Below are 15,993 nucleotides of genomic sequence, written 5' to 3'. Positions count from 1 at the left end.
AACCATTATTAAACAATATTCCCATGGAAAATAATGATTATTTTTGATAATCTGTTTTCACAAGACGGAGGTTCAATAAAAAATCGGTAAAAGAGCAACTACAGACCAATATTATGGTGAATATTTTATCAAAAAGGAGAATTTTTATATGGTTGCTAAACATTCATTAGAAAATGGGGTATTTCACAAAATGACAGAGAATGAAAAAGAACTGATCCTACATTTTAACAACACAAAGACCGATTATCCAAAAAACAAGACGCTTCATGAGCTTTTTGAGGAACAGGCCATGAAGACGCCTGACCATACGGCTCTTGTGTTCGGTGCTCAGCGCATGACCTACAGAGAGCTGAATGAAAAAGCAAACCAAACCGCGAGACTTCTCAGGGAAAAAGGGATCGGCAGAGGCTCGATTGCCGCGATTATCGCGGAGCGCTCCTTTGAAATGATCATCGGCATCATTGGCATTTTAAAAGCGGGAGGTGCGTATCTGCCGATCGACCCTGAAACGCCGAAAGACAGAATGGCCTTCATGCTCAGCGACACGAAAGCCGCGGTGCTGCTAACGCAAGGAAAAGCGGCAGACGGAATCGATTGTGAGGCTGACATCGTTCAGCTGGACAAAGAGGCTTCAGACGGATTCAGTAAAGAACCGCTCAGTTCTGTCAATGATTCCGGCGATACTGCCTATATTATCTACACATCAGGTTCCACGGGAACGCCAAAAGGCGTCGTCACCCCGCACTACAGTGTCATAAGGGTCGTTCAAAATACCAATTATATCGATATCACAGAAGACGACGTGATCCTCCAGCTGTCCAATTATTCGTTTGACGGATCAGTGTTCGACATCTTCGGCGCTTTATTAAACGGAGCGTCGCTGGTCATGATTGAGAAGGAAGCGTTATTGAACATCAATAGACTTGGAAGCGCTATCAATGAGGAGAAGGTCAGCGTGATGTTCATTACGACGGCACTGTTCAACATGATTGCAGATATTCATGTCGACTGTCTGTCGAATTTACGAAAAATCCTCTTCGGCGGGGAGAGAGCGTCGATTCCGCATGTGAGAAAAGTGCTGAATCATGTCGGCCGGGATAAATTGATTCATGTTTACGGCCCGACGGAAAGCACGGTATATGCGACATATTATTTCATCAATGAAATAGATGAAAAAGCCGATACAATCCCGATCGGCAGCCCGCTGGCGAATACGTCAGTCTTGATCATGGATGAAGCCGGCAAGCTCGTGCCGATCGGGGTTCCCGGAGAGCTGTGCATCGCAGGCGATGGTTTAAGCAAAGGATATTTAAACCGCGAGGAACTGACGGCGGAAAAATTCATCCCGCATCCGTTCATTCCGGGAGAAAGGCTGTACAAAACAGGTGATTTAGCGAAATGGCTGCCTGACGGCAACATCGAATTCATCGGCCGAATCGACCACCAGGTGAAAATCCGCGGTTTCAGGATCGAACTCGGCGAAATCGAAAGCCGGCTGGAGATGCATGAAGACATCAATGAGACGATCGTCATCGTCCGGGAAGACGAAGAAAGCCGCCCGTACATTTGCGCCTATATCACGGCAAATCATGAGATTTCCCTTGATGAGCTGAAAGGATTTTTAGGTGAAAAGCTTCCAGACTACATGATCCCCGCATATTTTGTCAAATTGGACAAGCTGCCCCTCACCAAAAACGGAAAAGTGGACAGAAAAGCCCTGCCTGAGCCGGACAGAACGGCGGGGGCGGAAAACGAATATGAAGCGCCGCGAAATGAAACGGAAGAAAAGCTGGCAGCTGTTTGGCAGGATGTTTTGCACGTTGAAAAAGCGGGCATTCATGATCATTTTGCACAAATGGGCGGACATTCATTGCATGCGATGGAGCTCATCGCCAAAATAAAGGAAAAAATGAATGTTGAAATTCCGCTGCATCAGCTATTTAAGCTTGCGACCATAAAGGAATTGAGCGCTTTTATCGAAGCTAATCAACAAGAAGACAAGGGAGACGGCTTCGTGACAAGGGCTGCCGATCCGGAAAATATCCATGAAACATTCCCGCTTACAGGCATTCAGCTGGCTTATTTAGTTGGAAGAGATGAGTCGTTCGAAATCGGCGGAGTCGCTACGAATTTAACTGTCGAATTTGAAGCTGATGTCGATTTGAATCGATTTCAGCTGACACTGCAAAAATTGATTGACAGGCATCCGATTCTCCGCACGATCGTATTTGAAAACGGAACGCAAAAAATTCTCGAAGCAACACAACGTTATACAATCGAAACTCAGGATTTAAGAGGTTTCACAGAAGAAGAAATCAACGCCAGAATTTTAGAACAGCGGGAGAAGATGACATCAAAGATCATTGATCCAAGTGTATGGCCTTTGTTTGAACTCAAAACGTTTATGCTGCCGGGAGAGAAAAAATATTTTTTCCTCAATGTGGACCCGCTCATTTGCGATGACAGCAGTATGAAACGATTAATCAGGGAGTTTAAACAACTATATGAAAACCCCGGCCTCAAACTGCCTTCACTAGCATACAGCTTCAGAGATTATGTTTTGGCCTCGATCGATTTTAAGCAAACAAGCAGATATCAAAAAGACCAAAAATATTGGCTGGATAAACTGGATCATTTTCCAAGTGCGCCTGAGCTGCCTCTTAAATCAGATCCAGCCCATGTAGCGAAACCTTCGTTCAAGAAGTTTTCAACGTTTTTGGATAGACATACATGGAATGAATTAAAAAAGAAAGCCCGGAATTATCATCTCACGCCGACCTCAGTCCTTTGTGCTGCATATGCCTATATTTTAGCTTATTGGAGCCGGCAAAACCACTTTGCTATCAATTTAACCGTATTTAACAGAATCCCGTTTCATCCGGATGTCAAAAACATGATCGGAGATTTTACCTCTTTAATGCTGCTGGACATCCATGCCGAAGAAAACACGAGCTCTTTCTGGAGATTTGCTTTAAATGTTCAGGACACGCTTTTAGAAGCACTGGAACACAGACATTATGACGGAGTTGATGTGATCAGAAACATCGCCAAAAAGAATGGCATGAATAAAAAAGCGGTCATGCCGATCGTATTCACAAGCGTGCTGAGTGAAAATCCCGACGACTCATTTGACAGTCTTGTCGATTTTGACAACATTCATTTCTTTAGCACAAGAACGTCGCAAGTATACATTGACAACCAAGTATATGAAATAAACGGCGGCCTTTATATTACATGGGACTATGTGGAGCAAATTTTTGAACATGAAGTAATTGAATCGATGTTTGACCAGTATATCGCAGTCATCCAGAAAGCCGTATCCGGCGAGGACGTTTCAACCATCCAAATAAATGAAAAAAGCCGCCAGATGATCAGCGCCTATAATGACACAGATCAATCTTTCGATACCGAGCCCTTGCACGAATTGTTTACCGGCCAGGTTAAACATGGACCTGACAGAGTGGCACTCAAGCATCATGATGAGGTGATGACCTATCAGGAGCTTGACGAAAAATCCAACCAGGTCGCAAGATTTCTCATTGGAAAAGGGGTTGAAAGGGGCGACTATATCGGTGTCATCGGCAAAAGAAGCCTGGGGACGATTGTCAATTTATTGGCTGTATTGAAGACTGGAGCAGCTTATATCCCTCTCGATCCGGATTATCCAGAAGAAAGAAAGGCGTATATCCAATCAAAAAGCAACTGCAAATTCTTCATCAGCCATGACGTGTATGACAAAGAACATATCGAGCGCTTCTCAAAAGCGCCGGTTGACCGAAAAGTCGATTTGGATGACATGGCATATGTCATCTTTACGTCAGGAAGCACAGGCAAGCCAAAAGGCGTTCAGATTACGCATGGTGCCGCAGCGAATACCATTCTCGATATCAATGAAAAATTCAACGTCACAGAACAAGATAACATAATGGGCATTTCCTCATTGTGCTTTGATTTATCTGTATATGACGTGTTTGGCGCTTTAAGCAGCGGGGCGTCACTTGTCATCATTGATGACCAAAGGGATGTATTCAGTCTGAAAGAGACAGTCGAAAAAGAACGGATTACAATTTGGAATTCTGTTCCGGCGATTATGGGAATGACGGCCGATGTATACCCGGCCAACGAGCTCAATCATCATCTCAGACTCATCCTGCTAAGCGGAGACTGGATACCGCTTCAGTTGCCTGCAACCATAAAGAAGACGTTTAAAAACGCAGAAGTGATTAGTTTGGGAGGCGCAACAGAGGGATCGATCTGGTCGATCTACTATCCGATTCAAAAAGTAGAGGAAGACTGGAAAAGCATTCCTTATGGAAAACCGCTGGCCAATCAAAAAATATACGTATTGAACCAGAATAAACAATTATGTCCCGTCGGTGTCGAAGGAGAGCTGTACATAGGCGGAGCAGGGGTAGCAAGCGGGTATATTCATGATCAAGAAAAAACGGATCATTCATTTATCCATCATCAGGAATTAGGTTACATCTATAAAACGGGTGACTATGGCGTCTTGAAAGAGGACGGTTATGTAGAGTTTCTCGGAAGAAAAGACAGCCAGGTGAAGATCAGAGGCTACAGAGTGGAAATGGGGGAAATTGAAAATACTCTCGTAAGCCATCAGGAGATTACGAAGGCATCGGTTATTGATTACACAAGTCCGGATGGAATCAAAAACTTATACGCTTTTGTTGTAGCAGAGAACGCGATCAGCCAATTAGATGTAAAGGAATTTTTGCAAAAAACGCTGCCTGACTATATGATTCCTGCGAAATTCGTGGAAATTGACAAAATCCCGTTAACTGTAAACGGAAAAGTCGATAAGCGCACGCTCCATGACTTGGCTGAACAGCATACCGCAGATGAAGGTCAACGAGGCGGATCGATGCTGCCGGAGAATGAAACACAAGCCATGCTTCTGGAGATTTGGAAAGATATATTTGGCCTAGACAGCATCAATCTTCATGTCAGCTATTATGAAATCGGCGGAGACTCACTCAAAGCGATATCCATCATCACGGAAATCAACAAACGAATGAATGTTGAGATGCCGATCAGCGAAATCTTTAAAAATGATTCAATCATCGCTTTGGACCACTATTTGAAAAACAGAGAAGAAAGCGATATGGAACATCCGATTCAAACAGCTCACGAAAAAGAGTATTATCCGACATCCCCTGCCCAACAAAGAATGTATATGCTGTCGATGCTGGAAAATGAAAGGGGAGCTTACCATATTCCGATGGCCCTTCTTGTCGAAGGCCGGATAAACGCCATACAGCTTGAAAACGCATTGAAGACATTTTTGCAAAGACATGAAGTTTTGCGAACCGGGTTTGAAATCCAAAACAATGAACTCATCCAAAAAATTTATGAGAATGTCGAATTCCGCCTCGAATACGAGTGCTTAGACGCTTCAATTACAGATCAGCATGCTTTAATGGAGATCACAAGCAGGTACTGTAAAGAATCCATTAAGCCTTTTGATTTGAGCCGGCCGCCTCTTATGAGGGCCAAGCTGATCAAAATCGACGATATTAGGCATATACTGGTCATAAATTTTCACCACATCATCAGTGACGGGGTTTCTCAAGGGATCCTAATGAATGAAATATTGGAACTTTACAGCAATGTGCCATTGCCGGAAGTAAATGTGCAATATAAAGATTATGTGGAATGGAATCATACATTTAATCAATCAGCCGCGATGAAAAAGCAGGAAGCTTATTGGCTTGACGTTTATCGCGATATACCGTCAAAGCTGGACTTTCCTTATGACTATAAACGTCATCATATCGACACGTTTGAAGGAAGCAGCGTGTTTTTGGAAATGGAGCGGGAGCTGTCAGATCATATAAGGAAGCTGGCGAAACACACCGGAACAACTCTTTATACGGTGATGCTGAGCGCATATTATGTGCTTTTAAATAAATATACAAATCAAACAGATATCGTTGTCGGAACCGCTGCTGCCGGAAGGCTGCATCCTGATCTACAAGATGTATTCGGCGTTTTTGTAAATACACTTGCTTTGCGAAACGAGATTGATACTTCCAACAGCTTTAAAGAATTTTTGCAGCAGACGAAAGAGCGTACGATAGCGGCCTTTGACAATTCCGAGTATCCGTTTGATGATTTGATCCGCAAACTCAATGGTGTACGGGAGTCTAACCGCAATCCTTTGTTCGACACGATGTTTGTTCTGGAAGATGCCAGGATGTTTACCAAACAGAAAGGCGATGTCAAGCTGAGTCCGATCATCTTTGAACTGGACAATGCAAAATTTGACATGATCTTTAATGTGTTGGATTTTGAACAAAAGATCGTATTGAACATTGAATATTCGACAAACCTTTTCAAGGAAGAGACGATTCAAAAGATAGCGGAAGATTATTTCAGGATTTTAGAGGAAGTTTCAGAAAACCTTGATGTTACTTTACATCAAATCGATATGATATCCCGTCAAGAAAAACGGACACTTTTAGAGTTCTTCAACCATACAAAGACGGCATATCCAAAAGGAAAAACAATCCACCAGCTGTTTGAGGAGCAGGTGAATCGAATACCAGATCACACTGCGGTTGTTTTTGAAGATCAAAAACTGACGTACCGACAGTTGAATGAAAAAGCAAATCAAGTGGCAAGGCTGTTGCGAGAAAAAGGTGTCAAGCCGGATACGCTCGTCGGGATCGTGATGGAGCGGTCGTCCGATATGATTGCAGCGGTTCTCGGTGTGCTGAAAGCAGGCGGCGCCTATTTGCCGATTGATCCTGAGTATCCTCTGGAGCGGATGAGATACATGGCTTTTGACAGTGAAGTCAAAGTCATCATCTCTGACGTTCCGCTGGCCGAGGAGCTTACAGCGGAATCGATCGAGTTGATTCATATGGATGATGAGAGGATTGCCGGGCAGGATCGGTCAAACATTGACAATGTCAATCAAAGCGGCGACCTTGCATATGTCATCTATACGTCGGGTTCAACAGGAAAGCCAAAAGGCGTGATGATCGAGCATCAATCATTGATCAACTTGTGCCGCTGGCATCAATCCTGTTTTGAAGTCGGACAAAACGACAACAGCTCGATTTATGCGAGCATCAGCTTCGACGCTTTTGTCTGGGAGCTGTTCCCTTATATAACAGCGGGAGCCACCGTTCATGTCCTCAATCAGGAGACAAGACTGGATGTTGAAAAGCTGAACCGGTATTTTCATGACCATCATATTACGATCAGCTTTTTGCCGACACCAGTCTGCGAACAATTTACAGCGCTTGACAATCATTCGTTAAGAACGTTGTTAACGGGCGGAGATAAATTAAACGTCTTTAAAGAAAAAAGCTATCAAATCGTAAACAATTACGGACCGACGGAGAATACAGTCGTTGCTACAAGTTTTCCAATCGACAAATCGTATCAAAATATTCCGATCGGAAAACCGATCGATAACGTCAAAGTGTATATATTGAACAAAGACCTTCAGCTTTGTCCGCTCGGAGCCAGCGGTGAGCTCTGCATCGCCGGGGAAGGGCTGGCCCGCGGGTATGTAAACAGACCGGAATTGACTCGGGAAAAATTCATCGAAAATCCGTTTGCACCCGGGGAAAGAATGTACCGCACAGGTGATCTTGCCAAAATGCTGCCGGATGGAAACATTCAGTTTTTGGGACGGGTTGACCAGCAGGTTAAGATTCGCGGCTATCGGATCGAACCCGGCGAGATCGAGAACCAGCTGCTTAAATATGAAAAGATTGAAGAAGCGGCGGTCATCGCAAGAGAAGACGGAGATCATGACCCGTATCTTTGCGCATATGTAACGGCTAAAAAGGAAGTAGAACCGGAAAAGATCAGAGCGTTTTTAAAGAAAAGCCTTCCGGATTATATGATTCCTCAGCACTTTGTCCAGCTTGACGGGCTGCCGCTTACCGTGAATGGAAAAGTGGACAAGAAAAGCCTTCCGGTTCCGGAACGGAGCATCACAATGGATCGCTGCTATGAAGCGCCGCGGGATCAGATGGAAGAAAAACTTGTTTCCATATGGGAAGAGGCTTTAGGAATCAATAAAATCGGAATCAACAGCAGCTTCTTTGAAGCCGGCGGGCATTCGCTTAAAGCCGCCGCTTTGGTATCAACTATTCATAAAGAACTGAATGTCAAGCTGCCTTTAAGACAAATATTCGATACCCCGACGATTAAAGGGCTGAGGGAATATATCGGTGCGGCGAAGGAAAGTACTTTTACATCGTTAGGAAAAACGGAAGAAAAACCATATTACCGATTGTCTTCAGCGCAAAAAAGGCTCTATATCCTTTCTCAAGCAGGCAGTCATGTTGCATATAACATGCCTTTTGCCATGACGCTCGAAGGCGATTTTGATATCCGCCGATTTGAGAATACATTCAAAAATATGATTAAAAGACATGAATCATTTCGAACTTCATTTGTCATGATCGACGGTGAAGTGATGCAGCAGATTGAAAACGAGATCGATTTTCAAGTCGCATACAGTGACATCGGCAAAGAAAGTGCCGAAGAAAAAATCAAAAGCTTTATCAGGCCGTTTCAATTGGAAAAAGCACCGCTTTTAAGGGCGGAGGTCGTCAAAGTGAATGAACGTGAGCACTTGCTGATGTTCGATATGCACCATATCATTTCCGATGGCGTGTCCACCGACATCTTCATTCAAGAGCTGGGAGCACTGTATGAAGGGAAATCACTGGAACCGTTCGATATTCAATATAAAGATTACGCAGAATGGGAAAATAGCCATGCCCGTAGCGAGGAGCTGAAAAGACAGGAAGAATACTGGCTGAAGACGTATAAAGGCGATATCCCGGTCCTTGATCTCCCGACAGATCATAAAAGGCCGCTGACGAAAAGCTCTGAAGGTGACACCGTCACTGCAGCAATCGAAAGTGAAACATTCCGCAAGCTTCAGCATATGGCGAAAGAAAACGGCGTTACGATGTACATGCTTCTGTTGGCCGGTTATACAGCGCTGCTTTCCAAATATACAGGTCAGGAAGATATCATCGTCGGGACTCCGGCTGCAGGGAGAAATCATGAGGATATTCAACATCTCATCGGCATGTTTGTCAATACCTTGGCGATCAGAAACCATCCGGAAGGGAAAAAGACTTTCAGACATTATTTGCAAGAGGTAAAAGAAAACACGCTTCAGGCTTATGAAAACCAGGATTATCCGTTTGAAGAGCTTGTAGAAAAAGTAAACATCAAACGGGACATGGCCCGAAACCCGCTCTTTGATACGATGCTCGTGTACCATAACACAGACGTAAAGCCGTTTGAAGCAGAGGGGCTGAGAAGCAGACTGGTGGAGATCAAGCGCGGCATTTCCAAGTTTGACATCACAGTGACTGCGAGTGAAGCGGCAGACGGATTAAGATTGGAAGTTGAGTATTCAACGACGCTATTCAACAAGGAAAGAATGGAAAGACTATCTGAACACCTGATCAGCTTGTTGGAACAAGCGGCGGATCATCCGGACATTGCCATCAATCAGATAGATGTCCTGACAAAGGGTGAAAGACATCGGGTTCTGTATGATTTTAACCGAACAGACGGTGTGTTCTGCAAAGAGATGACGATACCGGAGCTGTTTGAAAAGCAGGCGGAAAAAACGCCTGATCATCCGGCGGTTGCCTTCGGGGATGAAACGATTTCTTACAGGGAGCTGAATGAAAGGGCGAACAGCCTGGCTTTCACCTTGCGTCAAAAAGGAGTAGGCCCTGATGTGATAGCAGGGATTCTCACAGAACGGTCAATCGAAATGATCGTCGGTATTATGGGTATTTTGAAAGCTGGCGGAGCCTATCTGCCAATCGATCCGGCGTATCCGCAGGAAAGAATAAGCTACATGTTAAAAGACAGCGATGTCAGCGTATTATGCGCGGCAGGCGATGTGGATCTGGGTGAAGCTTATGCCGGAGACATCATCCGGATTGATCAAACCGGACAAAATGACCACGTGGAAAACCTTAAGCATGACATCAAGCCGGAGCATTTGGCATATGTCATCTATACATCGGGATCCACTGGAAAACCGAAAGGCGTCATGATCGAGCATCATAGTGTGAACAATCTTGTTCATGGATTAAATGAAAGAATTTACCATCATCTCGATGCTCATTTAAATGTAGCACTGGTTGCGCCTTATATATTTGATGCCTCTGTCAAACAAATATTCGCAGCGCTTCTCTTCGGGCATACCCTTTGCATCGTCCCGCGCGAGACAGCTTGGGATGCGATGAGTTTAATTGAGTATTATTCGAAAAACAACATCAATGTATCGGACATGACGCCTGCTCATTTAAACATGCTGGCGTATGTAGACAAAACGGAACTCGAATTCGATCTGAAGGAATTGATTGTCGGCGGAGATGCTTTAACACCTGATGTCATAGGCGGCCTATTTCATAAATTCCCGAATCTGTCATGCAATATCACGAATGTATACGGCCCGACAGAGTGCTGTGTTGATGCTGCTTCACATCAAATCGAATCGGGAAAAGTGCCGCAAACACCGTCCATTCCGATCGGCAGACCGCTTCTCAATACAAGCATCTATATTGTGGACAAAGACCTCCACCCTCTGCCGGTTGGGATTGCCGGAGAACTATGCATAGCAGGCGAAGGGGTTGCCAGAGGGTATGTAAACAGACCTGAGCTTACGGCGGAAAAGTTTGTCGACCATCCATTTGAGCCGGGCAAAAAAATGTACAAAACCGGAGATTTGGCGATGTGGCTTCCTGATGGACAGATTGAGTTTTTGGGACGCGCCGATCATCAAGTGAAAATCCGCGGCTATCGAATAGAGCTTGGCGAAGTGGAACAGCAGCTCTTGTCACATGAGAAGATTAAAGAAGCGGCGGTGATCTCAGGAAAGGATCAAAACGGCAACAGCTATTTATGCGCCTATTTCGCGTCTGATCAGGAATTGCCTGCAGCTGATGTACGACAATTTCTTGAAAGGGAAATGCCTGATTATATGATTCCGTCCTATTTTGTTAAGCTTGACAGGCTCCCGCGCACCCCAAGCGGTAAAGTGGACAGAAGCGCACTGCCTGAGGCGGACGGAAATTTAATAGAAGGAACTCGGTACGATCCGCCCCGAAATGAAATCGAACGAAAACTCGTGCAAGTCTGGAGAGAGATTCTCGGTGCCGAGGACATCGGGATCAGCCACCATTTCTTTGCGGCAGGGGGAGACTCGATCAAGGCGCTCCAGATCGTTTCCAGGCTGGCAAAGATGAACCTGAAACTTGAGATGAAGGCGCTGTTCGCCAATCCGAAAATAAAGGATCTCAGCCGATTGATCACAGAAGAAACGAGACATCGCAAACATAACAAACCCGTTACAGGTGAGACGGAACTGCTTCCTATCCAAAAGAGATATTTTGCGAACAACAAAGAGGAGCTTGACCACTTCAACCAGTCATTTATGCTCTTTAGAAAAGACGGCTATGACGAAAACTTCGTCAGAACAGCCTTCAATAAAATACTGGAGCAGCATGACGCGTTAAGAATGATCTATGAAGAAAAAGACGGAGACATCATTCAATACAACAGAGGCTATCGTGAAAACTTGTTCGACCTGGATGTTTATGATGTAAGAGGCCTTGACAATCAAGCGGAAAAGGTGTTTGAGCTGGCGACAGGCATTCAAAAAAAATCATCGATTAGAAAAGGAAAACTCGTTCATCTTGGCATCTTCCGGGCTGATGAGGGCGATCACCTGCTCATTGCGATCCATCATCTTGTCGTTGACGGCGTATCGTGGAGAATTTTGTTCGAGGATTTTGAAACATTGTACCTTCAGGCATTGAAAGGCAAACCTCTCGACATCGGATACAAAACGGATTCATACCAAGAGTTCGCCCGTCAATTGAAGAAGTATGCCCAAAGCCGCAGGCTGTTAAAGGAAAGGGAGTATTGGCAAAAGGCCCTGGAAGCGGATGCTCCATTTATTCCTGCTGAAAAGCTTGAACGAGACACGTTTGAACACAGCGCGACCTTGTGCATCAGAATCAGCCCAGACGTGACAGCAAAACTTTTGCGAAACGCAAACAAAGCCTACAACACGGAAATCAACGATATTTTGCTGACGGCATTAATCGCCGCAGTCAGGGATATCACCGGAGAAAACAAATTGAAGGTCATGATGGAAGGGCACGGCAGGGAGGACATCTTAGACGGTGTTGACATCACGAGAACGATCGGCTGGTTTACGACGGTTTATCCGGTCTTTATCGATTTGGGAGAAGAAAAAGAAACATCGCAAAATATCAAAATGGTCAAAGAAACGTTGAGAAAAATACCGAATAAAGGAATCGGCTACGGCGTTTTAAAATACATGACAGAAGAGCTTCAGAAAATACAAACTCAGGCTCCGCTTTCTTTTAACTATTTTGGAGAAATGAACAATGATATGAATAGAAAAGTATTTTCCCAGTCGCCATTTTCACCGGGCGAAAGCATCGGCGGAAAAATCGCTAGGCACTGCGCCGTCGAAATGAATGCGATCTCTTTAAACGGCGAATTGACAATCTATACGACGTTCAACCAGGACCAATACCAAACAAGCGCAATCGAACAACTCAATCAATCATTCAAAGAAAACCTGGAAAAGATCGTCGATCATTGCGTTGATAAAGAAGGATCGGACATGACGCCTTCCGATTATGGCGATGTCTCACTTGGTCTTGAAGAGCTGGAGCGTATTAAAGATAAGTACAGCGCTTTTCAAATCGAAAAGATCTATCCGCTGGCCAACATGCAAAAAGGAATGCTATTTCATAACGCTATGGATCAGACATCAGGGGCATACCTCCAGCAAATTGTCATCGAATTAAAAGGACGTGTCCATCCGGACATTTTAGAAGAAAGCTTTCACGAGATCGTGAAGAGGCATGAAATCTTAAGGGCGTCTTTTGAATATGAAATCACATCCGAACCGAGACAGATTATAGCTAGAGAACGGAAAACGCCTTTCGCATCAATAGATCTGACAGGCGAAAATCGGACTCGCCAGCATAGGTTCATAGAAACATATTTAAAAGAAGATCAGGAAAAAGGCTTTGATCTGAGCAGTGAAGCCCTCATGAGGGTTTGTTTGATCAGAATGAATGACGAATCGTATCGGCTGATTTGGAGTCATCACCACATCCTCCTGGACGGCTGGTGTCTGGGTATTGTTTTGAGCGAGCTGTTCAGTCTATATGGAAAAATAATGAAAGGTGAATCCCGCCGATTAAAAGAGCCGAAGCCGTATGGAGACTATATCAAATGGCTGGAAGAACAAGATAAAGAAGAAGCGGCGGCATACTGGAAGGATTATCTAAAAGGGTATGAGTCGCGGTCTGAACTTCCGGCGTTCAATCGCGGCGCAACGTCAGAAGAATATGGCGGCAAAGAAAAAGTCATATCGTTTTCAAAAGAACTGACAACGAAAATCACCCGGATCGCCAAGACGCATCATGTCACCATCAATACGGTTCTTCAAGGAATTTGGGGCATGATTCTCGCCAAATACAACAATACCGATGAAGTCGTATTCGGAACCGTCGTCTCGGGACGGGAGGCTCCTGTTGACGGCATCGAAGAGATGGTCGGCTTGTTTATTCATACAATACCGACCCGGATCAGCTTTGAAGGCGCAAGAAGCTTTAAAGAGGTGTTAAAGAAAACACAAGCCGAGTCTATCGAAAGCAATCGATACAGCTATATGAATTTATCGGAAATTCAGGAACTGAGTGAAATGAAAAGAGAGCTGATCACCCATGTCATGGCCTTTCAAAATTATGCGTTTGATGAGGAGCTGTTCAGAAGCCAATCCGGGGAAAGCGGTTTTGAACTGGAAGGTGTTCATGGAAAAGAACGGACCAACTATGATTTTAATCTGACCGGCGTTTTAGAAAATGAGCAGCTGAAACTCAAATTGACATTTAATGAAAATGTGTATGACAACACCATTATCGAAACACTAGAAAAGCATATCATCACCGTCGCAGAACAAGTGGCGGAAGATGAGACACAAACATTACGAGACATCAACCTTGTGTCAAAAGAAGAAAAACAGAGGATTTTACACACATTCAACGATACAAAAACAAATTACCCGAAAGACAAGCCGCTTCATGAGCTTTTTGAGGAACAGGCCATGAAGACGCCTGACCAGACGGCTCTTGTGTTCGGTGCTCAGCGCATGACCTACAGAGAGCTGAATGAAAAAGCAAACCAAACCGCGAGACTCCTCAGGGAAAAAGGGATCGGGAGAGGCTCGATTGCCGCGATCATCGCGGACCGCTCCTTTGAAATGATCATCGGCATCATTGGCATTTTAAAAGCGGGAGGTGCGTATTTGCCGATCGACCCTGAAACGCCTAGAGACAGAATCGATTATATGTTGAAAAATAGCGGTGCGGCATTGTTAGTAACAACAGATTCGCTTCTTCAACCTTTTGATATAAAAACCGTTGATTTGCGTTCGGACGAGTTGCACTTACTAAGCGGAGAGAATCTTCCGCGTGTGAATTGCTCAAGCGATACAGCGTACATCGTCTACACGTCCGGCTCAACCGGAACACCAAAAGGAGTGGTTATCCCGCATTACAGTGCGGCGAGAGTCGTTCAAAATACCAATTATATCGACATCACAGAAGATGACGCCATTCTCCAGCTGTCCAACTATTCGTTTGACGGATCGGTGTTCGACATCTTCGGCGCTCTCTTAAACGGAGCGTCACTCGTCCTGATCGAAAAAGAGACAGTCTTGAATACACATGAGCTGGCCGAAGTGATTGAGAAAGAACGAGTCAGCGTGATGTTCATTACGACAGCGCTGTTCAATACGCTCGCCGACATCAATATCGGCTGTCTTGCCAAGCTGCGGAAAATCCTTTTTGGCGGGGAAAGAGCGTCGATTCCGCATGTGAGAAAAGTGCTGGATCATGTCGGCCGGGATAAATTGATTCATGTTTACGGCCCGACGGAAAGCACGGTGTATGCGACATATTATTTTATCAACGAGATAAACGATGAAGCGGAAACAATCCCGATCGGCAGCCCGCTGGCGAATACGTCGGTTTTGATCATGGATGAAGCCGGCAAGCTCGTGCCGATCGGGGTTCCCGGAGAGCTGTGCATCGCAGGCGACGGCTTAAGCAAAGGATATTTAAACCGCGAGGAACTGACGGCGGAAAAATTCATCCCGCATCCGTTCATTCCGGGAGAAAGGCTGTACAAGACGGGCGATTTAGCGAAATGGCTGCCTGATGGCAATATCGAATTCATCGGCCGAATCGACCATCAGGTGAAAATCCGCGGCTTCAGGATCGAACTCGGCGAAATCGAAAGCCGGTTGGAGATGCATGAAGACATCAACGAGACGATCGTTACCGTCAGAGAAGACGGAGAGAACCGCCCGTACATTTGCGCCTATATCACGGCAAAGCGTGAGATTTCCCTTGATGAGCTGAAAGGGTTTTTAGGTGAAAAGCTTCCGGATTATATGATTCCCGCCTATTTCGTGAACATGGACAAGCTGCCGCTCACCAAAAACGGGAAAGTGGACAGAAAAGCCCTGCCTGAGCCGGACAGAAGCGCAGGAACTGAAGCGGAGTACGAAGCGCCAAGAAACTATGTCGAACAGCGCATCATTTCCATCTTGGAGGACGTACTCGGAACAGAGCGGATGGGTATTTCCTGCCATTTCTTCGACAAGGGGGGGAATTCGCTGAAAGCGATGCAAGCTGTTCATTCCATTAACAAAACGTTTGGCCTTAATATGAGGATCAGCACGTTCTTTAAACATCCGACTGCAAAATCATTAGCGCGTTTTGTATTAACCGCTGAAGCCGAATCGGCCGTTAGTGAGGAGTACGCGGAAGAGGAAGTGTGATGGAATTGCACTGTACAATCTATCATTTGAAATGATAGATTGTACAGCTTCCCCATTTTCCGCAAAAAAACGATTCTGAT

At 45.0% G+C, this 15,993-nt stretch carries 1 protein-coding gene; it reads left to right on the top strand.

Annotation, left to right across the window (positions count from 1 at the left end):
• The first annotated feature begins 148 nt into the window (after positions 1 to 148).
• Positions 149 to 15,913: a bacitracin non-ribosomal peptide synthetase BacA gene (gene bacA / locus CP943_RS13185; protein WP_105981066.1), complete on the top strand. Its 15,765-nt coding sequence runs from the start codon at positions 149 to 151 to the stop codon at positions 15,911 to 15,913.
• The last annotated feature ends 80 nt before the right edge of the window (positions 15,914 to 15,993 follow it).

This window comes from Bacillus paralicheniformis, assembly GCF_002993925.1.
GTDB lineage: Bacteria > Bacillota > Bacilli > Bacillales > Bacillaceae > Bacillus > Bacillus paralicheniformis.
This window is presented reverse-complemented; position numbering and strand designations above follow the sequence as displayed.

Coding starts and splice junctions, on each gene's coding strand:
- bacA (WP_105981066.1), top strand. CDS start 149: ATGGTTGCTAAACATTCATTAGAAAATGGGGTATTTCACAAAATGACA.